The following is a 24,841-nucleotide window of genomic DNA, read 5'->3' as shown; positions in this document are numbered from 1 at the left end:
ACGTGAATGAAGGCGATATGGCACGGCGGTTTCATTTATACGATGCTCGAAGAAGGCCACCAAACGGAGGCTGTTTATGTAGAGGATGGTGTCATAAAAGGCACCGGCAGCTATGAGAGTCTGAAGAATAAATACAGTTCACCGGAAACACAAGACATCAGTTTGAATGGAGCAGTCATGTTTCCGGGGTTTGTGGACAGCCATTTGCATCTGATCGGGCATGGAGAAAAACAGCTCCAGCTTGATTTATCTTCTTATACATCTAAAGAAGCTGTGCTGCAGGCTGCGCAGGTAAGAGAAGAGAGCCTGTCTGAAGACGATTGGCTCATTGGAGAGGGCTGGAATGAAAATCGATTCGAGAAGCCGGCTTATTTGACGAAGCATGACCTTGATCCTTTATTCCCAGACAGGCCTGTCTTGCTCAAGCGGGTATGCAGGCATGCAATAGCGGTTAATTCTGCGGCGCTGCAAGCCGCAGGGATTTCAAAAGCCACTCCTGATCCCGATGGCGGCGTGATTGAAAGAGATGCAGACGGCGAGCCGACGGGGCTTCTGTTTGATAAGGCACAGGATCTGATCCTGCAAGCCGTTCCGCCTGTATCTCAGCACTATGTTGATCAGGCGCTTACAGCGGCCATTCAGGATTGCTGGACAAAAGGCCTGACAGGCGGCCATTCGGAAGATTTGTCCTATTACGGCGATGTGTCCGTTCCGATGAAAGCTTATGAGACGGCCGCGGCAAGCGGGAAGTATCCGTTTCGCTGTCATTTGCTCGTTCATCATGAAGCGGTTGATCGGTGGGAGCAAATGAAGAAGCCGTCTGGCCCGTACGTTGAATTCGGTGCCATGAAAATATTTTCTGATGGAGCGCTTGGCGGGAGAACAGCTTTGTTAAAAGAGCCGTATCATGACGATCCTTCCACAAACGGTGTTCAAGTTCATGATGATGAAACACTCAGCCGCCTCGTTCAAAAAGCGAGAGAGAAAGGAATGGAGGTTGCCGTTCATGCCATCGGCGACCTTGCCTTTGAAAAAGTGCTGCAGGCTGTCGAGCAGCATCCGCCAAAAAGAGGCCGGCTTGATCGTCTGATTCATGCTCAGGTGCTGAATGATGAGTTGATTGAAAAAGCAGCAAGGATGCCGATCGCTCTTGATCTTCAGCCTCATTTCGTCGCCAGTGATTTTCCGTGGGTGATTGACCGTCTTGGAGAAGCCCGGATGAAAACAGCCTTCGCTTGGAAAACACTGATCTCTAAAGGCATTTTATGTGCGGGGGGTTCTGATGCTCCAATTGAGCCTGTTGAGCCGCTTCTCGGCATTCAGTCTGCGGTGCTCCGGACAAGCAGCCGCGAACAGAACGGCCCGACCTATAACGAAAGCGAGTGTTTAACAGTATATGAAGCTATCAGGCTTTATACAGCAGGAAGTGCTGAGATCATATACAAAGAGCAGACACGGGGGAAAATAGCTGAAGGGTATGACGCGGATTTTACCATTCTCAGCGAAGATCCGTTTACCACTGACCCGAAACAGCTTCATCTTTTAAAGATAGAAAAAACCGTTATCAACGGTCAGATTGTATATGAGAATCACCAATAAAAAAGGACAGGGGAATAGCCTGTCCTTTTCATTTTCTATAAAAATGTCCGTTTTACTTTCTCCCAAAAAGAATTGTCCTTTAGTTTCACTGTTTTTATTTTTTTATCAGACAGCTTGATTTCAATCGTTTTCACGTTTCTAGTGCTGAGTGCTTCATTGTCCAAACCGATAATCGGGTGTTCATTTCCGGCTTGCACCACACGAAGCGTCAGCTTTCGCTCAGAGCTGAGGACAAACGGAGAGCCTAGAGTGCGGTAGGTATTATTGTTCAGTGAAGCAAGCTCCGTTACCTGCATGCAGGGAAGCAGCGGATCAACGACGGCTCCGGCCACAGACTTATTATAAGCTGTGCTGCCTGTAGGCGTGGAAATAATCATTCCGTCTCCTCTGAACGTTTCGAAGTGCAGATCGTCAATCAGCACATCCATCACAAAGGTTTTAATAATGCTCGATCGAATGGAAACTTCGTTTAAACAATGAAAAGGACTGGTGTGATCCACTGTCACTTCAATCAGCGGGTATTTTCTGACCTCAATTTGTTCAAATGTCATCGCATCCACCATTTTTTCATGCTCATCACTGTTAAAATCACAGTATAAATGAGCTTTCCCCTTTTTGGTGATGCCGACGTATAAGCAGTCGTCACGGAAATTCGTCTTTCTGACCGCCTGCAAAAATGTACCGTCTCCGCCTACACTGGCAATAATATTGGCGTCAGAAGGCTGATTGACAACAGTAAATCCGTTCTCTTCAGCCAATTGTGTTAAGGAACTGACTTGTTTGTTTGTTTCCTGGTCCTGTTTGTGAAAAAAATAAACATTACGGCGATGATCGGTCATATCCCATTTCCCCTTTGCTGTCATATTTAAGTTTTTCTGCCATCCAGTATTTGTGATAAAATACCTTTGGTCATAAGTGTACCATGTTTGCCGGCAGCCCGTTAAGCCGGAGCTTTCTCATTAATGAAACATTTTTTCATTTCAATCGTATAATGAGAGAGTTTGGGGAAAAGGAGGAGAAAAAATGAATGCAAAAAGATGGATCGCATTAGTGATCGCCCTTGGAATTTTTGGCGTGTCCATCATCGTCAGTATCTCAATGAGTTTCTTTGAAAGTGTTAAGGGTGCTCAAACAGACCTTACGTCACTGACAGATGAATCCCAGGAAGTGACGCTTGAAAACGGAAGCCTTTCCAGCAAAATCGCTGTTTTGGAGGTCAGCGGCACCATTCAGGATAATGGTGATTCAAGCAGTCTGCTTGGTTCAGAAGGGTATAACCACCGAACATTCTTGAAAAACCTTGAGCAGGCAAAAGAGGATGATGCGGTTAAAGGGATCGTACTCAAGGTAAACTCTCCGGGAGGCGGAGTGTATGAAAGTGCCGAAATACATAAAAAACTGGAAGAAGTAAAAAAAGAAACAAAAAAACCAATCTATGTGTCAATGGGATCGATGGCAGCTTCCGGCGGGTATTATATCTCAACAGCTGCGGATAAAATTTTTGCGACACCGGAAACCCTGACAGGATCTCTTGGGGTTATCATGGAAAGCGTGAATTACTCAAAGCTGGCTGATAAGCTCGGCATCTCTTTTGAGACCATTAAAAGCGGGGCTCACAAGGATATTATGTCTCCTTCCCGTGAGATGACAAAAGAAGAAAAAAATATCATGCAATCTATGGTTGATAACTCTTATGAAGGCTTTGTCGATGTCATTTCAGAAGGCCGCGGCCTATCGAAAGCACAGGTAAAGAAAATCGCGGACGGACGCGTGTATGACGGGCGGCAGGCGAAAAAACTGAACCTTGTGGATGAACTTGGATTTTATGATGATACAATTGCGGCCATGAAAAAGGACCATAAAAACTTGAAAAACGCTTCTGTCGTCTCTTACGAGGAAAGCTTCGGATTAGGCTCTCTGTTTTCCATGGGAGCGAACAAGATGTTTAAAAGTGAAATTGATTTTCTGAATATGAGAGAAGTTCTTTCACAATCCGGTTCGCCGAGAATGATGTATCTCTATGCGAAGTAGGAGGGATCAATAATGGATGCGACATATGAAGAGTTAGAGCGCAGCGACATTGCAGGCCCGGATCAAGCGGAACAGCTCACACACGCATATGCGGGCTTTTGGGTCCGTTTTTGGGCTTTCCTGCTTGATTGGCTCGTTGTGTGGGGGTTAAACCATTTAATCGTTTCTCCCATCTTTACTTTACTGGATCTGCCGAAAACATCCGGCATGTTTACCATCTCAGCCTACAGTATTACAACGCTTTTCGTTTATCTGGCATATTTTGCGCTGATGACCAAATACTTCAGGCAAACGCTCGGAAAAATGGTGTTCGGCCTCAAAGTAATTTCTGTCAAGCAGGGCCATAAGCTGACATGGAGCACTGTGATTTTCCGTGAAGTGGTCGGGCGGTATATTGATAAAATTTGGATTTTATATATCGTCATCGCTTTTTCTCCTAAAAAACAGGGGATTCATGATTATATTGCTGATACAACTGTGGTGCACGAAAAATTATATCGTAAATAACAGATAAACCCGGACCCCGTCCGGGTTTATTTTTTGCTGAATGGGCGATAATGCTTCCTAGAGGAAGTGAAGAATATGGTATATGTGCTGTCAGCCATTCTTATTCTTATAGGTATCGTGCTGCTTCTCAGAATGAAAATTTATGTTGCCGCGGAGTATCTTCATGCTGATGATAATGACAAAATGACCTTGAAAATTACTGCGCTGTTTGGCCTGGTTCGGATTAAAAAAACAATTCCGGCGATTAAGGTGAACAAAGATGACGGAACAGTCGATATCAGACAGAACACAAAATCGAAAGTGAAAAAAAGCAGCAGTAAGAAAAAAATCACGTTTGATGATGTGCAGCAGAGCATCAATAAAATTGAAATGTTTCTGCATCATGTCACTAAGTTAAAAAAAATCAGCGCTTCTTTTATGGCGCATTTGCATATCACAAAACTCGAATGGGTCACAGTCGTCGGGGTTCATGACGCCGCGGTGACAGGTGTGTTAACAGGTGCCGTATGGGGAGTCAAAGGCGGTATTGCAGCTATGCTTCATGACCATTTAGACTTTGTGAATAAGCCTGTTTATGACGTGATTCCATCGTTTCAAGTCCCTGTTTCCAAGACCCATTTTCAGTGTATATTCTTTTTTCGCTTTGGACATGCTATGCTTGCAGCTTTCAAATTCGTTAAGTACGGACGGGAGCTTTCTGTATTAAAGAAGAATCCGTCAGCTCGAATGACTTCAAAGAAAGATTCATCAGTTTAAGGAGGAAGCGTATATGGCAGACCATCCTATCCAAGGTTTAATGAAAACAGCAATGGAAAACCTGAAGGAAATGATTGATGTTAACACAATCATCGGAGATCCGGTTGAAACACCGGATGGAAGCGTGATTTTAACCGTTTCTAAAGTTGGATTCGGATTCGCCGCAGGCGGCAGTGAGTTTGGCGGCAAACCGGCTGTGAAAAAATCGGAAGACGATGAAACAAGAGAGCAGAAACTACCTTTCGGAGGCGGAAGCGGTGGCGGTGTGTCTATTACGCCGATCGCGTTTTTAATTGTCGGTTCGACTGGCATCAGAATGCTTCATTTAGATGAAAATACTCATTTGATTGAGAAAATTCTGGACGCAGCCCCTCAAACACTGGAGCGCATACAGCAAATGTTTAAGAAAAATAACAAGAATCAAAACCAAGGCCAAAATCAAAACCAAATGAACAATATGAATTATTAAAGAAGGGTTAACTGCGGCGGCCGCAGTTAACTTTTTTTTGGCATAAACTTTGCAGTTTGCAAGAAACTTTACTATGATAGAGACATACATATAAAAGGGAGGAATTATAATGGCTGAAATTACATTCAAAGGCGGTCCGGTTACGCTTGTCGGACAAGAAGTGAAAGTAGGAGATCAAGCCCCTGATTTCACAGTGCTGACTAACAGCCTTGAAGAAAAATCGTTAGCTGACATGAAAGGAAAAGTAACGATTATTTCTGTTATCCCTTCAATTGACACAGGCGTTTGCGATGCGCAAACCCGCCGCTTTAACGAAGAGGCTGCAAAGCTTGGAGATGTTAACGTTTATACAATCAGTGCGGATCTTCCATTTGCACAGGCGCGCTGGTGCGGAGCAAACGGAATTGACAAAGTGGAAACTCTGTCAGACCACAAAGACATGTCATTTGGCGAAGCGTTCGGTGTGTATATAAAAGAACTTCGTCTGCTTGCGCGTTCCGTATTTGTGCTTGATGAGAACGGAAAAGTCGTTTACGCTGAATATGTAAGCGAAGCAACGAACCACCCGAATTATGAAGAGCCGATTGAGGCTGCCAAGGCATTATTGAAGTAAGCAGGTGAAAAAAGCTCCAGGCTGCCGCCGGAGCTTTTTTCATGGCAAGGAGGAACACATTATGCAAAACGATCATGTAGGTGCGGTATACGAGCTGCTGGATGATGCAGCGATTATCATAAAAAATGAATTGCAGATTTCATATATAGAAGCGCTTGCCGAAGCGGGAGAAATGTATTTTCTTCAAAAAACGGATCAGCTGAAGCTGCCGAATGAGAAGGCTGTAAAGCTTAAAGCACTGCTTGAAAAAGCCAAATTTGACACATATGAACACGAGTGGGTGCGAAAAGCATTCCAGCTTGCCGTCTTAAAGGGATTAAAGGATATATCCCATCCAAACAGACAAATGACGCCAGACACTATCGGACTGTTTATCAGTTACTTGGTAAATAAGTTTATGGCAGGGAAAAAGGATGTTACACTTCTTGATCCGGCTGTTGGAACGGGAAATCTTCTGTTCACCGTGTTAAACCAGCTGTCAGAGAATATGGCGAAAAGCTATGGCGTAGAAATAGATGACGTGCTTTTGAAAATTGCCTATGGCCAGGCGAACCTTCTGAAAAAAGAGCTGGAACTGTTCCATCAGGACAGCCTCGAGCCGCTGTTTATCGATCCGGTTGACACAGTGATATGCGATCTGCCGGTTGGCTATTATCCGAATGACGAGGGGGCAAAAGCCTTTGAACTGAAAGCGGATGAAGGCCATTCCTTCGCTCATCATTTGTTTATTGAGCAAAGCGTCAAGCATACGAAACCCGGCGGCTACCTGTTCTTTATGATCCCGAATCATTTGTTTGAAAGCTCTCAAAGCGACAAGCTGAAGCAGTTTTTCAAGGACAAAGTTCATATTAATGCACTATTGCAGCTGCCAAAATCAATTTTTAAAGATGAAGCCCATGCCAAAAGTATTCTTGTGCTTCAGAAAACAGGTGAAGAGACGAAAGCGCCGAACCAAATTCTGCTTGCGAATTTGCCGTCCTTCTCCAACCAGAAGGCGATGCTCGACATGATGGCACAAATAGATGCGTGGTTTACAAAGGAAAAATAGAAAAATGAAAACAGTTTGAGCTCCGTCATACGAGGAAGCTTAAGCTGTTTTTTTGTATGAACATCAGAGGAAAGATAGACGAATTGAATAGGGTTTCAACACACAAAATACGAAAGGAGAAACTGCAGGATGAAAGCGTTAATCAATGTTTAGCGCATAGGTAATGTGTCTGAAAATAACGACTTCTTTTTGTAAGCGTTATCAATACGCAAGTTGACTTGAAAAGCCGACATGACAATGTTTAAATGGAAAAGTCAGATATTTTTCGGGAGAAATTGATGATTTCACCGGGAAAAAAGTACGAAAAACGAAGATGTTGATACAGAGTAAAAAGGAGCGTCAATCATGTCCAAAATTATTGCAATTAACGCAGGAAGCTCGTCTTTGAAATTTCAGCTTTTCGAAATGCCTTCAGAAAAAGTTTTAACGAAGGGCTTAGTTGAACGAATCGGTATCGCCGACAGTGTGTTCACGATTTCTGTAAACGGCGAAAAAAATACAGATGTAACTGATATACCTGATCATGCGGTAGCGGTTAAAATGCTGCTGAATAAGCTGACAGAATTCGGCATTATCAAAGATTTAAATGAAATTGACGGAATTGGACACCGCGTGGTACACGGCGGAGAAAAATTCAGCGATTCCGTTTTATTAACGGACGAAACAATTCAGGAGATCGAAGATATTTCTGAATTGGCGCCGCTGCATAACCCGGCAAATATCGTTGGAATTAAAGCCTTCAAAGAAGTGCTTCCAAATGTTCCTGCGGTTGCTGTTTTTGATACGGCATTCCACCAAACAATGCCTGAGCAGTCTTACCTGTACAGCCTGCCATACGAATACTATGAAAAATTCGGTATCCGTAAATACGGCTTCCACGGCACTTCACATAAATATGTGACGGAGCGTGCGGCAGAGCTTCTCGGCCGTCCGTTAAAAGATTTACGCCTGATTTCCTGCCACCTTGGCAACGGTGCAAGTATTGCGGCTGTTGAAGGCGGAAAATCAATTGATACATCTATGGGCTTCACGCCGCTTGCGGGTGTGGCAATGGGTACACGCTCTGGAAACATCGACCCTGCCCTGATCCCATACATTATGGAGAAAACGGGCCAAACCGCTGACGAAGTACTGAATACATTAAACAAAAAAAGCGGACTGCTTGGCATCTCCGGTTTCTCAAGCGATCTTCGTGACATCGTTGAAGCAACGAAACAAGGTAATGAGCGCGCGGAAACTGCGCTTGAAGTCTTCGCGAGCCGTATCCACAAATACATCGGTTCTTACGCTGCCAGAATGAGCGGTGTTGATGCGATCATCTTTACTGCCGGTATCGGTGAAAACAGCGTAGAAGTCAGAGAACGCGTTCTTCGCGGTCTGGAATTTATGGGCGTATACTGGGATCCTGCGCTTAATAACGTACGCGGTGAGGAAGCGTTCATCAGCTACCCTCATTCTCCAGTAAAAGTTATGATCATTCCGACTGATGAAGAAGTCATGATTGCACGTGACGTTGTTCGTTTAGCTAAATAATGCAAAAAAAGCACATTCTCTTGAATGTGCTTTTTTGTTGAAGCATGATAAAAGTAGACAAAAATACAAAGAGGTGAGCCAATGAGTGTTCAAGAACATAAACAAGAGGCACCCGATATTGTCCGGTGCAAAGTGATTACGGTCAGTGATACGAGAACGGAAGAAACGGATAAAAGCGGCAGGCTGATGATCTCATTTTTAGAAGAAGCCGGCCATCAGATTGCTGCATATGAAATTGTAAAAGACGAAAAGGATGCCCTGCAGCGGGCTGTGCTTGCGGGCTGCATGGATGATCAGACGGACGCGGTTCTCTTAAACGGAGGGACAGGCATAGCAAATCGGGACGTCACCATTGAAGCCATTACGCCGCTGTTTTCGAAAGAGCTGCCCGGCTTTGGAGAAATATTCAGGATGCTCAGTTATACAGAAGACATCGGCTCCAGTGCAATCATGTCGAGAGCCACAGCCGGCGTTATCCAACATACAGCCGTTTTTTCAACGCCAGGCTCCAGCGGTGCGGTAAAGCTGGCAATGAATAAGCTGATTATTCCGGAGCTCGCCCATGTGGTCAGAGAAATCAGAAAAGACAAGTAAATGAATAAATACTACGAAACTTCACCTGAAAAATGGGTGAAGTTTTTTTAATAAAAGGCTTGAAAAAAAGGAGCTTACTTGTTAAAGTGTATACATACAAAATGTATTTTTATTAAATATAATTTATTTTTATACAAAAGAAACAGGGTTGAGAGGAGATTTTTATTATGGCAGAACAGAAAAAAGTCGTATTAGCATACTCAGGGGGTCTCGATACTTCCGTCGCGATAAAATGGCTTCAAGAGCAAGGGTATAATGTTATCGCCTGCTGCTTGGACGTCGGCGAAGGCAAGGATTTGGCGTTTGTTCAGCAAAAAGCGTTGGAAGTCGGCGCAACAAATTCTTACGTGATTGATGCAAAAGAAGAATTCGCCCAGGATTACGCGCTGTTATCTTTGCAGGCTCACACGATGTATGAAGGAAAATATCCGCTCGTGTCCGCATTGTCTCGTCCGCTTATTGCAAAAAAATTAGTCGAGATCGCAGAAAAAGAAGAGGCACAGGCGATTGCGCACGGATGCACAGGAAAAGGAAATGACCAGGTGCGTTTTGAGGTATCAATTAAATCTTTGAATCCTGACCTTGAAGTCATCGCCCCAGTTCGGGAATGGCAATGGTCTCGTGAAGAAGAAATCGAATATGCGGCAAGCCGCGGCATTCCGATTCCGATCAATCTTGACAGCCCGTATTCCATTGACCAAAATCTTTGGGGACGCGCAAATGAGTGCGGCATTTTAGAAGATCCGTGGGCCGCTCCGCCAGAAGGAGCATACGACCTTACAGCGCCGCTGGAAAAAACACCGGATACACCGGAAGTCATTGAAATCGCATTTGAACAAGGTGTGCCTGTATCCATCGACGGCGTCTCTTACTCCCTTTCTGAATTAATTTTAAAACTGAACGAAATTGCAGGTGCGCATGGTGTCGGACGTATCGATCACGTGGAAAACCGCCTTGTCGGCATTAAATCCCGTGAAGTATACGAATGCCCGGGTGCGATAACACTTATCAAAGCACACAAGGAACTGGAAGATTTGACATTAGTGAAAGAGGTCGCGCACTTTAAACCGGCCATCGAACAAAAGCTGTCAGAAATCATTTACAACGGCTTATGGTTCTCGCCTTTAAAAGACGCGTTGCACGCTTTCTTAAAAGAAACGCAAAAACACGTTACAGGCATCGTTCGCGTGAAGCTGTTTAAAGGCCATGCCATTGTAGAGGGGCGTAAATCAGAATACTCTCTATATGATGAAAAACTTGCAACTTATACAAAAGACGATGCGTTTGACCACCATGCGGCAATCGGATTTATCGAGCTCTGGGGACTTCCGACAAAAGTGAACAGCATCGTGAAAAAGAAGGAGCAGATTAAAGCATGAAGAAGCTTTGGGGAGGCCGATTCCAAAAAACACCTGAAAAATGGGTCGACGAATTCGGCGCGTCCATATCATTTGACCAACATTTAGTCACTGAAGACATTACAGGGTCTCTCGCACATGCTGCCATGCTGAAAAAATGCGGTATCCTGACAGAAGAAGAAGAGATGAAAATCCGTGAGGGACTGAAAACCCTTATGCAAAAAGCAGAAGACGGGGCATTAGAGTTCTCAGTTGATTATGAAGATATTCATTTAAACATTGAGAAAATGCTCATTGACGAAATCGGCCCTCTCGGCGGCAAGCTGCATACCGGAAGAAGCCGGAATGACCAGGTGGCAACTGACATGCATTTGTACCTGAAAAACCATGTCGCCCATATTATCGAGCTGATAGAGGCATTCCAAGGCGCGATCATTGATAAAGCAGAAGCAAATGTTGAAACCATTCTGCCGGGCTACACCCATCTTCAGCGCGCCCAGCCGATTTCATTCGCTCACCATCTGCTTGCGTATTTCTGGATGCTGGAGCGCGACAAGGAACGTTTTCAGGATTCAATGAAGCGGATCAACAAATCTCCGCTCGGCTGCGGAGCGCTCGCGGGTACCACCTTCCCGATCGATCGTGAGTATTCAGCAGAGCTGCTCGGCTTTGATTCCATTTATGAAAACAGCCTCGACGGCGTCAGCGACAGAGATTTCATTTTGGAATTTTTAAGCAACAGCAGCATGCTGATGATGCACCTTTCCCGTTTCTCTGAAGAAATCATTCTGTGGTGCTCCCAGGAGTTTAAATTCATCGAGCTAGACGATACGTATGCAACAGGAAGCAGCATGATGCCGCAGAAGAAAAACCCGGATATGGCTGAGCTGATTCGGGGCAAAACGGGGCGCGTATACGGTGACATGATGGGGCTGTTTACGATCATGAAAGGCCTTCCGCTCGCTTATAACAAAGACCTGCAGGAAGATAAAGAAGGCATGTTTGACACGGTGAAAACGGTCGAAGGCAGCCTGCAAATCTTCACAGGCATGATTCAAACAATGACTGTTAACAAAGACGTCATGAAGCAAGCGACAAAACAAGACTTTTCAAATGCGACCGAACTGGCTGATTATTTAGCGAAGAAAGGAATGCCATTCAGAGAAGCGCACGAAGTGGTCGGAAAGCTTGTGTACACATGCATCGAAAAAAGAATCTATTTAAGTGACATGCCGTTTGACGATTTTCAGAAGGCGAGCGATCTTTTCGAGGATGATATATATACTGTTTTGGACCCTTATCATGCGGTCGAAAAAAGAATGAGCGCAGGAGGCACGGGCTTCAAACAAGTTGAGCAGGCACTTGTAAAAGCGAAAGCTTGCGTGGCAGCCGGAGTTTGTTAAAATTTCCTTCATAAAATCCCGTCATAACAGCCAACCTACCTCTATAATGATGGGAGGCAGAAGGATGAAAAAAGAACCGGAACGCTATATTTATGATGAACAAGAAAGCCAGGAGACAACAAGGCTCATTTCCGAAGCATATCAAAGCGGTTATGTGGATATCCCGGATCAAGAGCCTTCATCTTCTGCGGAATAAGCTGTCTGTTAAAGACAGCTTTTTTTGTATGGCAAAGTGTAAAAAGTGATATTGACGGCCTTTTATAGTAAAGTAGAAGAAGAAACACTTTATTGAAAAGCGGCGACGTTGCTTTGGGAGGTATTGATGTGCGACATGCTTTAATTACTGCCGGTTCGAAGGGATTAGGCCGCAAAGTGACTGAAACATTGCTTGCAAAGGGGTATTCAGTAACAGTGAATTACAGGCAGGATGAAGAGGCTGTCAGCCGCCTGAAGGAAGCCTGTCCTGACTATCTTGACCGGCTGCAATTTGTAAAAGGTGATGTCACCAAAAAAGAGGATTTGCTGCGCATAGCAGACGCTGCCTTGGACCGTTTCGGGAGAATCGACTTTTTGATTAACAACGCGGGGCCATACATATTTGAACGAAAAAAGTTAGCCGATTATACCGATGACGAATGGTACGGTATGCTGGAAGGAAATTTAAGCGCTGTCTTTCATTTATTCAAAGCAGTTATTCCGGTCATGAGAAAACAGCAATTCGGGCGTATCATCACGTACGGATTTCAAGGCGCGGCACACGCACCGGGCTGGCTTCACCGCTCCGCTTTCGGCGCCGCAAAAGTGGGGTTGGCTTCTTTAACAAAAACAATTGCGATCGAAGAAGCTGAATCGGGAATAACCGCTAATATGGTTTGCCCGGGCGACATTGTCGGCGACATGAAGGAAGCGTCAATAGAGGAAGCCAGACAGCGTATCGGCAAAGAAAAAACGCCGATAGGAAGATCAGGCACCGGTGAAGATATCGCAAGAATCATTGCCTTTTTGTGCGAAGAGAACTCAGACCTTGTGACAGGAACTGTGATTGAAGCAACCGGGGGCCTCAATGTCATTAACAAGAATCAATCCACATAAGTTTTTCACATCTTAAAAAGGGAAAATGAAATCACCAAATACAAAGTGACGAGGTGAAGGAAATGAAAGTAACGTATCACGGACATTCTGTAGTTGCAGTAGAAACGAATAATCATCATATTTTATTTGACCCGTTTTTGACAGGAAATTCGTTAACCGATTTAAAACCTGAGGATGCAAAAGCGGACGCTATCTTATTGACTCACGGCCACAATGACCACGTGGGCGACACTGAGCAAATCGCAAAGCAAAATAACGCACTGGTTGTGGCACCGAATGAGCTGGCCGTATATTTGGGATGGAAAGGGTTAAATGTTCACCCCATGCACATCGGCGGCTCCCATCAATTTGATTTTGGGAAAGTGAAGCTTACACAGGCCTTTCATGGATCTGCCATCACTGACGAAGAAAATAAAACGATCACCTACACAGGCATGCCATCCGGCATTCTGCTGACTGTTGAGGGCAAAACGATCTTCCACGCCGGCGATACGGCTCTTTTCTCTGACATGAAGCTGATCGGGGAACTGAACCATATTGATCTTGCCTTCTTGCCGATTGGCGACAACTTTACGATGGGGCCTGAAGACGCCAAGCTAGCTGCAGAATGGCTGCGGGCAAAACAAGTTGTACCGGTTCATTACAATACATTCCCGGTCATCGAGCAAGACCCGGAAGCATTTGCAGACAGCCTGCCGGGCGGAGTCGGAAAAGTCATGGCCGTCGGTGAAACGATTGAGCTTTAAACGCTGCAAGCATCTCCTGAAAATCAGGAGATGCTTTTTATTTTCCTGCCTCATTGCGAATCAATCATCCGAGCCCTTATAATAAAAGCAGAAGACTGTCCCTTAGAGGTGAAAGGTTTGGCAACTAAGCATGAACAAATTTTAACATATATTGATTCGCTGCCCGTAGGTGAAAAAATCTCTGTGCGGAGAATCGCAAAGGAAATGAAAGTAAGCGAAGGCACGGCGTACAGAGCGATCAAGGAAGCAGAGAATAAAGGCTTTGTCAGTACGATTGAACGTGTCGGAACAATCAGAATTGAACAAAAGAAAAAAGAAAATATCGAAAAGCTTACATATGCTGAGGTTGTAAACGTCATAGACGGACAAGTGCTCGGAGGCCGGGCGGGGCTCCATAAGACATTGAATAAATTTGTCATAGGCGCAATGGAGTTGGACGCGATGATGCGGTATACGGCAGCCGGGAATCTTTTGATTGTCGGAAATCGAATCAATGCACACAGACAGGCACTTGAGGCAGGCGCCGCTGTACTCGTAACGGGCGGATTTAACACAGATGACAGCATCGTGCAGCTGGCAGATGAGCTTGAGCTGCCGATTTTATCCACGAGCTATGACACCTTTACAGTCGCCGCTATGATTAACCGGGCGATTTATGACCAGCTGATCAAAAAAGAAATCGTTCTGGTGGAGGACATTTTAACGCCCGCTGACCGTACGATATATCTTTCACCTAAGGATAAACTTGAAAAATGGTACGAGAAAAATTTTGAAACGGGCCATGGGCGGTTCCCGGTTGTCGACGAACAAATGAAAATCCACGGGATCTTGACTTCGAAAGATATCGCAGGTCACGACCGGAATGCACCCATTGAAAAAGTCATGACAAAAAATCCGGTTACGGTTATTGGAAAAACGTCTGTCGCCTCAGCGGCGCAAATGATGGTATGGGAAGGGATCGAAGTGCTCCCCGTCACTGACGGACACCAAAAGCTGATTGGCATGATCAGCCGCCAAGACGTGCTGAAAGCTCTTCAAATGATTCAAAAGCAGCCTCAAGTCGGGGAAAAGCTTGATGATATCGTCTCAAGAGGATTTAAAGATGAGGATGATGATAAACAGGATCAGACGGTTTATCAGTATGAAGTAACACCGCAAATGACAAATCAGCTGGGGACAATTTCTTATGGCGTGTTTACGACCATTTTGACGCAAGCGGCCAATCGGTTTTTGCGCTCGAAAAAACGCGGCGAACTAGTGATAGAAAGCATCACCATTTTCTTTTTGAAGCCTGTGCAGATGGAGTCGGTCATCGAAGTCAAGCCACGCATTTTAGAGGCTGGAAGAAAGTTCGGAAAAATGGAAGTTGAAGTGCACAGCCAAGGCCATATCGTGTCTAAAGCAATGCTGATGGTTCAGCTGATGGAAAGAAGCTAAGGGACGTCTCAGGCGCCCCTTACGCGTGATCTCTTTCAGCTTCTTTGGCGTGAAGGGGATTGTAATGGCTGTAGGCTTTATAACCTGCCCATGCGCTTCCGGCTCCGATGACGATAAAGATCCCGCCGATTACTAACGTTAAAACTGAATGGAATAATATCATTTGATTGAGTCCGTAAAACAGCACCAGCGATCCTAATGCCATGCTGGATTTTGCTGAAAAGATTTCTTTTTCCAAAGATTGCTTTGTCCGTACGCCTTTTACTTTATAGTACACATAAAAGCAGGCTGAAAGCCCAATCAAAAAAACAAGAACCAGCATAAATGAAATCCTCCATCGTAAAAGTTTACAAACCCATTCTATACAAAAACGGGCTTGGTTTTGATGTTATTTTTCTTTTCCGTCGGCAGAGAATGTGATTTAATGAAAAAAAACAATAAAGGAGTATCAAATGAAAACAGAATTGATCAGAACCATATCATTATATGACACGATTATCTTACATAGACATGTGCGCCCTGACCCGGATGCCTACGGATCTCAGTGCGGACTTACGGAAATCCTGCGTGAAACGTATCCTGAAAAAAATATTTTTGCGGTCGGCACGCCAGAACCGTCCCTCTCTTTCTTATATACCCTCGATGAGGTGGACGATGAAACATATAAAGGCGCCCTTGTGATCGTCTGCGATACGGCAAATCAGGAAAGAGTCGACGATCAGCGTTATTTATCAGGCGCCAAACTAATGAAAATCGACCACCATCCGAACGAAGATCCTTACGGCGATCTTCTGTGGGTCGATACGAATGCAAGCTCAGTAAGTGAAATGATTTACGAGCTGTATTTAGAAGGAAAAGAGCACGGCTGGAAGCTGAATACAAAAGCCGCAAAGCTGATCTATGCCGGCATTGTCAGTGATACCGGACGCTTCTTATTTCCCAATACAACGGAAAAAACATTACAATATGCAGGCGAACTTATTAAGTATCCGTTCTCTTCTTCAGAGCTGTTTAATCAATTGTATGAAACAAAACTGAATGTGGTGAAGCTTAACGGCTATATCTTTCAAAATGTGTCTTTGTCTGAAAATGGCGCTGCTTCTGTTTTCATCAAAAAGGACACTCTGGAAATGTTCAACACAACAGCTTCTGAAGCGTCGCAGCTTGTCGGGACGCTTGGAAATATCTCAGGCATTCGCGCATGGGTGTTTTTCATAGAAGAAGACGATCAAATCAGAGTCAGATTCCGTTCAAAGGGGCCTGTTATTAACGGACTCGCCCGGAAATATAACGGCGGAGGGCATCCTCTGGCTTCAGGCGCCTCCATTTACAGCTGGGATGAAGCGGAACAGATTTTAGCTGATCTGGAGACGTTATGTAAAGAACACAAGTAGAGGGGAGACCCTCTCTCTTAGTGTTCATCTGTGACGGGGATGAACCAGCAGCCGAACTCAGTAAGGTCCTCGTAGACTTGGAGATTATGAGATTGAAGTTCTTTTTTGATGAGGGAAGCGAGTGAGTTTGTTTCGGCATATGCAGAAAAACCTTGTCTGAGTCGGGCTGCTTGATCTTTTGCTAATTGACGGTCACTGTAAACCTCCATTTCCCTTCCTCCTCCTTTCGCTATTAAGCCTCATTTATAGTTTATAAAAAAGAATGGGAAAAAGCGACAGGAGTTTGAAAAATTTAAGAAAATTCCATATTTACGTCGCGAATGATATTTCAATTTCTACAGAAAGCCTTGTGTAAATAATTAATTCCTTGACAGCTGCCTCATATTTTTTTTCATTGATCGTATAGACTTTATTTTCAATTGTCCGTTTTAAAAGCTCCTTCGTTTTATAGACGCTTTCTATATCCTTTGTAATGACCTCTGAAATATCATCCTTCACATGCTCCTCGAACTTTGTTTTATCCGGCTGCGAGATTTTGTATTTTTCTCCATTTAGTAATTTCACATCGACGCTTTGAATAAGCAGTTTTCTTTTATTATCTTCATTTAGTTTGTGGAGGTCTTCCTGATAGATGGAAATTTGGTTGTTCAAGTCTTTGACGTGCTCTTTTTGTTTTTCGATGAGGGAAACCTGCTCCTCTTGGAATGTTCCGTATGTAAACAGGAAAAAAAACCAGCTGATCACGGCTCCGCACATCATACCAGCAAAAAAACGCTGCCATCCCGGTTTTTTGTAATGCTGCGGCACCCTCATGAAGAAATATGCTCCTGCGTCAGCCATGAAATAATAAGCCAGCCGCTTTGCGCCCCGCCCATGGCCGAGATAATGAGAAGAATCTGCTTGAATAAATCTCTCGTATTGCCTTCAAGAATACCCCGTTCAAAGCTGTATACCGCATCAAATGTACCTCCGATAGCGGCGACCAGCGCCCAAATTTTTAATCTGTTCGCAAGCTTTGAAATAACCGTAAGCGGGGCTTCGCCTGCCAAATATGCTCCAAGGCCTCCGATGAGTGCGCCTCCGATCAGCACCCCTAATGCAATAAAATAACTGTTGATAAAATTTACCATAAAGCCAGCTTCCTGATCCATCTTAATCACCTCACCTTTTATATCATATTGAGCTTTCGGGACAAGTATGATGAGGACTCGAAAAAGAACATTTGTTTCTTTTGAAAACCCGACTTATAATGAAGAAAGAAATGGATCGTAATGGAGAAAGAGGTGATAGCATGTCTTTTGTTCACCTGCAAGTGCATAGCGGGTACAGCCTGCTAAACAGCGCCGCGTCTGTGGAAGAGCTCGTCAGTGAAGCTGACAGGCTCGGATATGGGTCTTTGGCGCTGACAGATGATCATGTCATGTACGGAGCTATTCAATTTTATAAAGCATGCAAGGCGAGGGGGATTAACCCGATTATCGGCTTGACGGCTTCTGTTTTCACAGATGATGACGAGCTCGAAGCCTACCCGCTCGTCCTGCTGGCAAAATCAAATACAGGCTATCAAAACCTGCTGAAAATCAGCAGCGTCCTGCAATCGAAATCAAAAAACGGCCTGAAGCCAAAATGGCTTAACAGCTATCGCGAAGGTATTATCGCAATTACCCCCGGCGAGAAGGGCTATATTGAAATGCTGCTTGAAGGAGGTCTGTTTGACCAAGCCGCTCAAGCAGCACTTCATTTTCAGTCTATATTCGGAAAAGGCGCTTTTTATTTATCCTTTCAGCCGTTTAAAGAAAATAAATTCTTATCTGAGCAAATCCTCCGGCTGTCTGAAGAAACGGGAATTCCGGTCACGGCGACAGGCGATGTTCATTACATTAGGAAAGAAGATCAGGCTGCCTATCGCTGTTTGAAAGCGATAAAGTCAGGTGAAAAGCTTACTGAGGCATCAGACGAAGAGATGCCGGATCTCGATTTGAAATCCATTGATGAAATGCGTGTTCTATATCAAGAGCATCCTGAGGCATTGCAAGCATCTGTTGAGATTGCAGAACAATGCCGGGTTGACGTCAGCCTCGGACAGACCCGCCTGCCGTCATTTCCGACTCCAGACGGTACATCCGCGGATGATTATTTGACGGATGTTTGTATGACAGGGCTCCGCAGCCGCTTTGATACACTTGATGAACGGTATATTCGACGTCTTCAATATGAGCTTGATGTCATCAAGCGAATGAAGTTCAGCGATTATTTTCTGATCGTATGGGATTTTATGAAGCACGCCCACGAAAAAGGGATTGTGACAGGACCGGGAAGGGGTTCTGCGGCGGGATCGCTCGTGGCTTATGTTCTCTATATCACGGACGTTGACCCGATCAAGCATCACCTGTTATTTGAGAGGTTTTTAAACCCGGAGCGAATCAGTATGCCGGATATTGATATCGACTTTCCGGATACGAGAAGGGACGAGGTCATTCAATACGTTCAGCAGAAATATGGCGCCATGCACGTCGCCCAGATTATTACCTTCGGGACGCTGGCGGCAAAAGCAGCGCTTCGGGACGTCGGAAGGGTATACGGTGTAAGCCCGAAGGAAGCGGATCAGCTTGCGAAGCTCATTCCTTCAAGGCCGGGCATGACCTTGGATGATGCGAGAAAACAATCGCCGGAGCTGAATAAGCGGCTCAGTGAGTCAAGTCTGCTTCAGCAAGTCTTTACGATTGCCAGAAAAATAGAAGGTCTTCCGAGGCATACGTCAACCCACGCGGCCGGCGTTGTCCTGAGTGAGGAACCGTTAACAGATGTTGTCCCGCTTCAGGAAGGACATGAAGGGATCTATTTAACGCAATACGCGATGGATCACCTCGAAGATCTGGGCCTTTTGAAAATGGATTTCTTAGGCTTGCGCAACCTGACACTCATCGAGTCCATCACTTCAATGATTGAAAAAGAAAAAAATATGAAAATAGATCTTTCGAGTATTTCTTATCAAGACGAAAAAACATTCTCTCTGCTGTCAAAAGGGGATACGACAGGGATTTTTCAGCTTGAATCCTCAGGAATGAGAAGCGTTCTGAAAAGGCTTAAGCCCTCAGGATTAGAAGATATTGTCGCGGTAAACGCGCTGTACCGGCCCGGTCCGATGGAAAACATTCCGTTATTTATCGACCGTAAGCATGGGCGGGTGCCGGTCCATTATCCCCATGAAGATTTAAGAGAGATATTGGAAGATACGTATGGCGTCATCGTTTATCAAGAGCAAATTATGGTGATTGCGTCACGTATGGCAGGATTTTCTTTAGGAGAGGCGGACCTGCTCAGACGTGCAGTCAGCAAAAAAAAGAAAGACATTCTTGACCGAGAGCGAAGCCATTTTGTTGAAGGGTGCTTAAAAAAGGAGTATTCTGTAGACACTGCAAATGAAGTCTACGATTTAATCGTCAAATTCGCAAACTATGGCTTCAACAGAAGCCATGCGGTGGCATACAGCATGATCGGCTGCCAGCTTGCTTATTTGAAGGCTCATTATCCTTTATATTTTATGTGCGGATTGCTTACAAGCGTCATTGGCAATGAGGATAAAATAGCTCAATATCTATACGAAGCGAAGGGGAGCGGGATTCGTATCCTTCCTCCGTCAGTGAACAAAAGCAGTTATCCGTTTACAGTTGAAGACGGAGCTGTCAGGTACAGCCTCCGTGCGATAAAAAGTGTAGGCGTCTCAGCAGTCAAAGATATATATAAAGCCAGAAAAGAGAAACCATTCGAAGATCTTTTCGACTTCTGCTTTCGTGTGCCGTCAAAAAGCGTAAACCGCAAAACGCTTGAAGCGCTCATATTTTCTGGTGCAATGGATGAATTCGCTCAAAACCGGGCCACACTGCTCGCATCGATTGACGTTGCGTTAGAGCATGCCGAGCTTTTCGCCGCGGACGATGACCAAATGGGATTGTTTTTAGATGAATCGTTTTCCATTAAACCGAAGTATGTGGAGACCGAGGAGCTCCCGCTTGTGGATATTCTTGCATTTGAAAAAGAAACGCTCGGTATTTATTTTTCAAATCATCCGCTCTCTGCCTTCCGAAACCAGCTGACAGCGCGCGGAGCGGTATCCATTCAGCAGGCTCAGCAAACTGTTAAAAAGCAGGTTTCACTCGGTGTCCTGCTGACGAAAATCAAAACGATTCGGACAAAAACAGGTCAAAACATGGCGTTTTTAACGTTAAGCGATGAGACCGGTGAGATGGAAGCCGTTGTGTTCCCTGAACAATTCAGACAGCTTTCTCCCGTTTTAAGAGAGGGCGCTCTATTGTTCACAGCAGGGAAATGTGAAATCAGGCAGGAAAAAGCCCAGTTTATTATGTCCAGAGCGGAATTGCTGGAAAATATGAATGCTGAAAAAGCGCCATCGGTTTATATTAAAATAGAAAGCAGTCAGCACAGTCAGGAGATCCTGACAAAGATAAAGCGCATTTTGCTGGAGCATAAGGGGGAAACCGGCGTTTATCTCTATTATGAAAGGCAAAAACAGACGATAAAGCTTCCTGAGGAGTTCCATATCGAGGCGGATCACCAGGTGTTATACCGCTTAAAAGAGCTGTTAGGTCAAAAAAACGTCGTTTTAAAACAGTGGTAACCATTCTCTTTTTGTTATACAATTGGAGCAATTATGTTACTCTGTTTAAATATTCTGATAGATCAACTCCGCAGAATGCAGCAATCAATGCAGCAGCATACGAATCAAAAAATTTCATTAAGGAGTGTTTAGGAGAATGTCATTAAGAGAAGAAGCATTACATCTGCATAAAGTGAACCAGGGAAAACTCGAATCCAAATCTAAAGTAGAGGTTAAAAATGCGAAAGATTTAAGCCTTGCTTATTCCCCGGGTGTAGCAGAACCATGTAAGGATATTCATGAAGACATTAACAAAGTATATGATTATACAATGAAGGGGAACATGGTAGCAGTTGTGACAGACGGTACAGCTGTGCTCGGCCTTGGAAATATCGGCCCTGAAGCCGCACTCCCTGTAATGGAAGGTAAAGCCGTTCTTTTCAAAAGCTTTGCCGGCGTAGACGCGTTCCCAATTGCTTTGGGCACAAATGATGTTGATAAAATCGTTGAAACCGTTAAATTGCTAGAACCGACATTTGGCGGTGTCAACCTTGAAGATATTGCGGCGCCAAACTGCTTCATCATTGAAGAGCGTTTGAAAAAAGAAACGAACATCCCGGTTTTCCATGATGATCAGCACGGCACAGCGATTGTAACAGTAGCGGGCCTTGTAAACGCGCTGAAATTGTCTGGAAAATCCATGTCTTCCATTAAAGTTGTGGCTAACGGAGCCGGTGCTGCAGGTATTGCAATCATCAAACTTCTTTACCATTTCGGCGTGCGCGACATCGTAATGTGCGATTCAAAAGGAGCCATTTATGAAGGGCGTCCAAACGGTATGAACGATGTTAAAAACGAAGTGGCGAAATTCACAAACCAAGACCGTAAAGACGGTTCTTTGAAAGATGTGATCGCTGGTGCTGACGTATTTATCGGTGTGTCTGTCGAAGGCGCGCTAACAAAAGAAATGGTACAAAGCATGGCGAAAGATCCGATCATTTTCGCAATGGCAAACCCGAATCCGGAAATTATGCCGGAAGATGCGCGTGAAGCTGGTGCGAGCGTTATCGGAACAGGCCGTTCAGATTTCCCGAACCAAGTAAACAATGTGCTTGCCTTCCCGGGAATTTTCCGCGGAGCACTTGACGTGCGCGCAACTCACATTAACGAAGAAATGAAGATTGCAGCGGTTGAAGCCATTGCTTCACTCGTATCAGAAGATGAGCTTAGCCCTGAGTACGTCATCCCTGCACCGTTTGATAAACGTGTTGCGCCTGCTGTGGCTAAGGCTGTGGCAAAAGCGGCGATGGAAACAGGAGTGGCAAGAATTACTGTAGATCCTGAAGAAGTTGCAGAAAAAACCAGGAAACTTACGATTATTGGCGAATAATTTTAATTCATTCCAAAAATGGCAGCGCGTTGGCGGAGACCGGCGCGCTGTTCTCAAGTTAAACTTGCGGCTGAAATTTTTTGGGGGTCAGGTCTTAAAAAAATTTCAGCCGAGTTTAACATGAATTATGAATACGTTACCAACCTTGCTGTTTCAACGACTTCTTAGGTTTACCATGAGCTGTTCGCACACCTCTGCGGATAGAAAGTTGTCGAATTGAGGATGACAGCGTTTGACAAAAAAAGTACAATAGTTTCGGTAAAGTTATTAGCAAGTCTATCTGTCTGGATGGCATGCGGTGAAGAGAACCCTTCACAAAAGGGAGGTAATCATTTGTTAAAGGATATATTCACTAAAAAGAAAAAGTATGCTTCCGTACCGTCAGAACAAGCGAAGCACGATGTTCCGGAAGGCATTATGACAAAATGTCCTAAGTGTAAAAAAATCATGCTCACTAAAGAGTTGGATAAAAATATGCGGGTATGCATGAACTGCGATTATCATTTCCCGATGAACGCAAAACAGCGTATCGAAAGCTTGATGGATGAAAAGTCCTTTGAAGAATTCAATCAGGGGATGTTATCGGAAAACCCGCTCGGTTTCCCGGGATATCTGGAAAAGCTTGAAAAGGATCGCGAGAAAACATCCTTAAACGAGGCTGTTGTGACAGGCAAGGGCACGATCGGGGGATTTCCTGCTGTTGTCGCGGTAATGGATTCTACATTCCGAATGGGCAGCATGGGCTCTGTCGTCGGCGAAAAAATCACGCTTGCGATTGAAAAAGCAAAAGCGGATAAAGTTCCGTTTATTATTTTTACTGCTTCCGGCGGTGCAAGGATGCAGGAAGGCATATTAAGCCTTATGCAAATGGCAAAGACAAGCTCTGCCTTAAAATTATTCAGTGAGGAACAGGGTCTCATTATCTCAGTCATGACGCACCCGACTACCGGCGGGGTATCTGCAAGCTTTGCTTCTCTTGGCGATTATAATTTCGCGGAGCCTGGCGCGCTGATCGGTTTTGCCGGAAGAAGGATTATCGAACAGACAATAGGCGAAAAACTGCCGGAGGACTTCCAAACAGCGGAATTCTTATTAAAACATGGACAGCTTGATGCGGTTATTCACCGCGACGACATGAAAAAAACGTTAGAAAATCTGCTGGATATGCATCAAACAGGAGGTGACATTGAGTGGCTGCAAGATTAGAATTTGAAAAACCGGTGATTGAGTTGCAAACCAAAATTGCCGAATTGAAGAAATTCACCCAGGATTCGGAAATGGATCTGAGTGCAGAAATCGAACGGCTTGAAGACCGTCTAGCTAAGCTTCAGGATGATATTTATAAAAATCTGAAGCCTTGGGACCGGGTTCAAATCGCACGTCTGCCGGACCGTCCGACAACACTTGATTATATTCAATACCTGTTTACAGACTTTTTTGAATGTCACGGAGACAGAGCGTACGGAGACGATGAAGCCATTGTCGGCGGTATTGCCAAGTTTCACGGCCTGCCTGTGACAGTTATCGGTCATCAGCGCGGGAAAGACACGAAGGAAAACCTTGTCCGCAACTTTGGAATGCCTCATCCTGAGGGCTATCGTAAAGCGCTTCGTCTGATGAAACAGGCTGATAAATTTAACAGACCGATTATCTGTTTTATTGACACGAAAGGGGCATACCCTGGACGAGCAGCTGAAGAAAGAGGACAAAGCGAAGCAATTGCCAAAAACCTCTTTGAAATGGCCGGCCTTAGAGTGCCTGTTATTTGTATCGTCATCGGTGAAGGCGGAAGCGGCGGAGCTCTGGGTTTAGGTGTGGGCAACCACTTGCATATGCTAGAAAACTCTACTTATTCTGTTATTTCTCCTGAAGGTGCTGCGGCACTCTTATGGAAGGACTCCAGTCTTGCCAAAAAAGCAGCGGAAACCATGAAAATCACTGCGCCAGACTTAAAGGAATTAGGAATTATAGATCATATGATAAAAGAAGTAAAAGGCGGAGCGCACCACGATATTAAGCTGCAGGCAAGCTACATGGATGAAACCCTTAAACAATCGTTAAAGACTTTGCTGAAGCTGAATGAAGAAGAATTAATTCAGCAGCGCTATGAAAAATACAAAGCAATTGGGAAAGTATCGATTGAAGATCAATATATCGGGGTAAACTAAATAAACGTGAAGCCTTTGGCTCACGTTTATTTTTTGTGACATTCCTTAAATTTTATTTAAAAACAATTTATTTAATTGTATAATA

25 protein-coding genes are annotated in these 24,841 nt (G+C 44.6%); 20 read left to right on the top strand and 5 right to left on the bottom strand.

What is annotated here, in order from left to right; translation table 11 throughout:
• Positions 1-6 precede the first annotated feature (6 nt).
• Entirely contained in the window at positions 7-1,599 is a 1,593-nt protein-coding gene (locus NSU16_RS14400) for an amidohydrolase (RefSeq protein ID WP_339191297.1), read from the top strand.
• Positions 1,600-1,634: 35 nt separating this feature from the next.
• On the opposite strand, the gene NSU16_RS14395 is transcribed toward NSU16_RS14400, so the two are convergent.
• Complete coding sequence (locus tag NSU16_RS14395; RefSeq protein ID WP_010335303.1) at positions 1,635-2,438, bottom strand: NAD kinase; 804 nt, start codon at positions 2,436-2,438, stop codon at positions 1,635-1,637.
• A gap of 184 nt (positions 2,439-2,622) precedes the next feature.
• Here NSU16_RS14395 and sppA point away from each other — a divergent pair, with 184 nt between their 5' ends.
• From sppA to NSU16_RS14325, 14 genes are all read left to right on the top strand, one after another.
• Positions 2,623-3,630, top strand: coding sequence for a signal peptide peptidase SppA (gene sppA / locus NSU16_RS14390; protein WP_229146495.1), 1,008 nt, complete (start codon positions 2,623-2,625; stop codon positions 3,628-3,630).
• A gap of 12 nt (positions 3,631-3,642) precedes the next feature.
• Positions 3,643-4,137, top strand: a complete 495-nt coding sequence (locus NSU16_RS14385) for an RDD family protein (RefSeq protein ID WP_044153850.1) — start codon at positions 3,643-3,645, stop codon at positions 4,135-4,137.
• A 75-nt stretch (positions 4,138-4,212) separates the two neighbouring features.
• Positions 4,213-4,893 carry a DUF2953 domain-containing protein gene (locus NSU16_RS14380; protein WP_339191294.1) on the top strand — a complete coding sequence of 227 codons (681 nt, stop codon included), beginning with the start codon at positions 4,213-4,215 and terminating at the stop codon, positions 4,891-4,893.
• A gap of 13 nt (positions 4,894-4,906) precedes the next feature.
• Positions 4,907-5,362 (top strand): GerW family sporulation protein, encoded by a 456-nt coding sequence (gene ytfJ / locus NSU16_RS14375; RefSeq protein ID WP_168748516.1) that lies wholly within the window; start codon positions 4,907-4,909, stop codon positions 5,360-5,362.
• A gap of 109 nt (positions 5,363-5,471) precedes the next feature.
• Positions 5,472-5,975 carry a thiol peroxidase gene (gene tpx, locus NSU16_RS14370; RefSeq protein WP_010335298.1) on the top strand — a complete coding sequence of 168 codons (504 nt, stop codon included), beginning with the start codon at positions 5,472-5,474 and terminating at the stop codon, positions 5,973-5,975.
• A gap of 61 nt (positions 5,976-6,036) precedes the next feature.
• Positions 6,037-7,023: a class I SAM-dependent methyltransferase gene (locus tag NSU16_RS14365; RefSeq protein ID WP_339191291.1), complete on the top strand. Its 987-nt coding sequence runs from the start codon at positions 6,037-6,039 to the stop codon at positions 7,021-7,023.
• A 345-nt stretch (positions 7,024-7,368) separates the two neighbouring features.
• Positions 7,369-8,556, top strand: coding sequence for an acetate kinase (locus tag NSU16_RS14360; RefSeq protein ID WP_339191289.1), 1,188 nt, complete (start codon positions 7,369-7,371; stop codon positions 8,554-8,556).
• An 81-nt stretch (positions 8,557-8,637) separates the two neighbouring features.
• Complete coding sequence (locus NSU16_RS14355) at positions 8,638-9,150, top strand: molybdenum cofactor biosynthesis protein B (protein ID WP_268445454.1); 513 nt, start codon at positions 8,638-8,640, stop codon at positions 9,148-9,150.
• A 167-nt stretch (positions 9,151-9,317) separates the two neighbouring features.
• Positions 9,318-10,529 (top strand): argininosuccinate synthase, encoded by a 1,212-nt coding sequence (locus NSU16_RS14350; protein ID WP_010335293.1) that lies wholly within the window; start codon positions 9,318-9,320, stop codon positions 10,527-10,529.
• Positions 10,526-11,911, top strand: a complete 1,386-nt coding sequence (gene argH / locus NSU16_RS14345; protein ID WP_339191287.1) for an argininosuccinate lyase — start codon at positions 10,526-10,528, stop codon at positions 11,909-11,911. The genes NSU16_RS14350 and argH overlap by 4 nt, the downstream gene beginning before the upstream one ends.
• 64 nt (positions 11,912-11,975) lie before the next feature.
• Entirely contained in the window at positions 11,976-12,107 is a 132-nt protein-coding gene (locus tag NSU16_RS14340; protein WP_010335290.1) for a hypothetical protein, read from the top strand.
• Positions 12,108-12,235: 128 nt separating this feature from the next.
• The gene (locus NSU16_RS14335; protein WP_010335289.1) at positions 12,236-13,003 is read left to right on the top strand and encodes an SDR family oxidoreductase; all 768 of its coding nucleotides are present in this window, start codon (positions 12,236-12,238) and stop codon (positions 13,001-13,003) included.
• A 62-nt stretch (positions 13,004-13,065) separates the two neighbouring features.
• Positions 13,066-13,749, top strand: coding sequence for a metal-dependent hydrolase (locus tag NSU16_RS14330; protein WP_010335288.1), 684 nt, complete (start codon positions 13,066-13,068; stop codon positions 13,747-13,749).
• Positions 13,750-13,866: 117 nt separating this feature from the next.
• Entirely contained in the window at positions 13,867-15,186 is a 1,320-nt protein-coding gene (locus NSU16_RS14325) for a CBS domain-containing protein (RefSeq protein WP_010335287.1), read from the top strand.
• A gap of 19 nt (positions 15,187-15,205) precedes the next feature.
• Here NSU16_RS14325 and NSU16_RS14320 read toward each other — a convergent pair whose 3' ends face one another.
• On the bottom strand, positions 15,206-15,508 hold the full coding sequence (locus NSU16_RS14320; protein WP_010335286.1) for a YtpI family protein: 303 nt from the start codon (positions 15,506-15,508) through the stop codon (positions 15,206-15,208).
• A gap of 130 nt (positions 15,509-15,638) precedes the next feature.
• On the opposite strand from NSU16_RS14320, the gene nrnA reads away from it, so the two are divergent.
• The gene (gene nrnA / locus NSU16_RS14315; protein ID WP_010335285.1) at positions 15,639-16,580 is read left to right on the top strand and encodes a bifunctional oligoribonuclease/PAP phosphatase NrnA; all 942 of its coding nucleotides are present in this window, start codon (positions 15,639-15,641) and stop codon (positions 16,578-16,580) included.
• 17 nt (positions 16,581-16,597) lie between these two features.
• Here the strand turns inward: nrnA and NSU16_RS14310 are convergent, their stop codons facing one another.
• From NSU16_RS14310 to ytrH, 3 genes are all read right to left on the bottom strand, one after another.
• Positions 16,598-16,789 (bottom strand): hypothetical protein, encoded by a 192-nt coding sequence (locus tag NSU16_RS14310; protein WP_010335284.1) that lies wholly within the window; start codon positions 16,787-16,789, stop codon positions 16,598-16,600.
• A gap of 100 nt (positions 16,790-16,889) precedes the next feature.
• A complete protein-coding gene (gene ytrI / locus NSU16_RS14305) occupies positions 16,890-17,393 on the bottom strand; it encodes a sporulation membrane protein YtrI (RefSeq protein WP_010335283.1) in 504 nt (167 codons plus the stop codon).
• Entirely contained in the window at positions 17,390-17,731 is a 342-nt protein-coding gene (gene ytrH, locus NSU16_RS14300) for a sporulation membrane protein YtrH (protein WP_010335282.1), read from the bottom strand. The genes ytrI and ytrH overlap by 4 nt, the downstream gene beginning before the upstream one ends.
• A gap of 140 nt (positions 17,732-17,871) precedes the next feature.
• On the opposite strand from ytrH, the gene dnaE reads away from it, so the two are divergent.
• The 4 genes from dnaE (at position 17,872) to accA (ending at position 24,756) form a co-directional block, all read left to right on the top strand.
• Positions 17,872-21,219 carry a DNA polymerase III subunit alpha gene (gene dnaE, locus NSU16_RS14295; protein ID WP_339191285.1) on the top strand — a complete coding sequence of 1,116 codons (3,348 nt, stop codon included), beginning with the start codon at positions 17,872-17,874 and terminating at the stop codon, positions 21,217-21,219.
• A 136-nt stretch (positions 21,220-21,355) separates the two neighbouring features.
• Positions 21,356-22,588 (top strand): NADP-dependent malic enzyme, encoded by a 1,233-nt coding sequence (gene maeB, locus NSU16_RS14290; protein WP_168748510.1) that lies wholly within the window; start codon positions 21,356-21,358, stop codon positions 22,586-22,588.
• Between the two features lie 333 nt (positions 22,589-22,921).
• On the top strand, positions 22,922-23,794 hold the full coding sequence (gene accD, locus NSU16_RS14285) for an acetyl-CoA carboxylase, carboxyltransferase subunit beta (protein WP_010335280.1): 873 nt from the start codon (positions 22,922-22,924) through the stop codon (positions 23,792-23,794).
• A complete protein-coding gene (gene accA, locus NSU16_RS14280; protein WP_229146507.1) occupies positions 23,779-24,756 on the top strand; it encodes an acetyl-CoA carboxylase carboxyl transferase subunit alpha in 978 nt (325 codons plus the stop codon). Before accD ends, accA begins: the two co-directional genes overlap by 16 nt.
• The last annotated feature ends 85 nt before the right edge of the window (positions 24,757-24,841 follow it).

Source organism: Bacillus sp. FSL K6-1003 (assembly GCF_037964945.1).
GTDB classification, from domain to species: Bacteria; Bacillota; Bacilli; order Bacillales; family Bacillaceae; genus Bacillus; species Bacillus mojavensis.
This window is presented reverse-complemented; position numbering and strand designations above follow the sequence as displayed.

Coding starts and splice junctions, on each gene's coding strand:
- NSU16_RS14400 (WP_339191297.1), top strand. CDS start 7: ATGAAGGCGATATGGCACGGCGGTTTCATTTATACGATGCTCGAAGAA.
- NSU16_RS14395 (WP_010335303.1), bottom strand. CDS start 2,438: ATGACCGATCATCGCCGTAATGTTTATTTTTTTCACAAACAGGACCAG.
- sppA (WP_229146495.1), top strand. CDS start 2,623: ATGAATGCAAAAAGATGGATCGCATTAGTGATCGCCCTTGGAATTTTT.
- NSU16_RS14385 (WP_044153850.1), top strand. CDS start 3,643: ATGGATGCGACATATGAAGAGTTAGAGCGCAGCGACATTGCAGGCCCG.
- NSU16_RS14380 (WP_339191294.1), top strand. CDS start 4,213: ATGGTATATGTGCTGTCAGCCATTCTTATTCTTATAGGTATCGTGCTG.
- ytfJ (WP_168748516.1), top strand. CDS start 4,907: ATGGCAGACCATCCTATCCAAGGTTTAATGAAAACAGCAATGGAAAAC.
- tpx (WP_010335298.1), top strand. CDS start 5,472: ATGGCTGAAATTACATTCAAAGGCGGTCCGGTTACGCTTGTCGGACAA.
- NSU16_RS14365 (WP_339191291.1), top strand. CDS start 6,037: ATGCAAAACGATCATGTAGGTGCGGTATACGAGCTGCTGGATGATGCA.
- NSU16_RS14360 (WP_339191289.1), top strand. CDS start 7,369: ATGTCCAAAATTATTGCAATTAACGCAGGAAGCTCGTCTTTGAAATTT.
- NSU16_RS14355 (WP_268445454.1), top strand. CDS start 8,638: ATGAGTGTTCAAGAACATAAACAAGAGGCACCCGATATTGTCCGGTGC.
- NSU16_RS14350 (WP_010335293.1), top strand. CDS start 9,318: ATGGCAGAACAGAAAAAAGTCGTATTAGCATACTCAGGGGGTCTCGAT.
- argH (WP_339191287.1), top strand. CDS start 10,526: ATGAAGAAGCTTTGGGGAGGCCGATTCCAAAAAACACCTGAAAAATGG.
- NSU16_RS14340 (WP_010335290.1), top strand. CDS start 11,976: ATGAAAAAAGAACCGGAACGCTATATTTATGATGAACAAGAAAGCCAG.
- NSU16_RS14330 (WP_010335288.1), top strand. CDS start 13,066: ATGAAAGTAACGTATCACGGACATTCTGTAGTTGCAGTAGAAACGAAT.
- NSU16_RS14320 (WP_010335286.1), bottom strand. CDS start 15,508: ATGCTGGTTCTTGTTTTTTTGATTGGGCTTTCAGCCTGCTTTTATGTG.
- nrnA (WP_010335285.1), top strand. CDS start 15,639: ATGAAAACAGAATTGATCAGAACCATATCATTATATGACACGATTATC.
- NSU16_RS14310 (WP_010335284.1), bottom strand. CDS start 16,789: ATGGAGGTTTACAGTGACCGTCAATTAGCAAAAGATCAAGCAGCCCGA.
- ytrI (WP_010335283.1), bottom strand. CDS start 17,393: ATGAGGGTGCCGCAGCATTACAAAAAACCGGGATGGCAGCGTTTTTTT.
- ytrH (WP_010335282.1), bottom strand. CDS start 17,731: ATGGATCAGGAAGCTGGCTTTATGGTAAATTTTATCAACAGTTATTTT.
- dnaE (WP_339191285.1), top strand. CDS start 17,872: ATGTCTTTTGTTCACCTGCAAGTGCATAGCGGGTACAGCCTGCTAAAC.
- maeB (WP_168748510.1), top strand. CDS start 21,356: ATGTCATTAAGAGAAGAAGCATTACATCTGCATAAAGTGAACCAGGGA.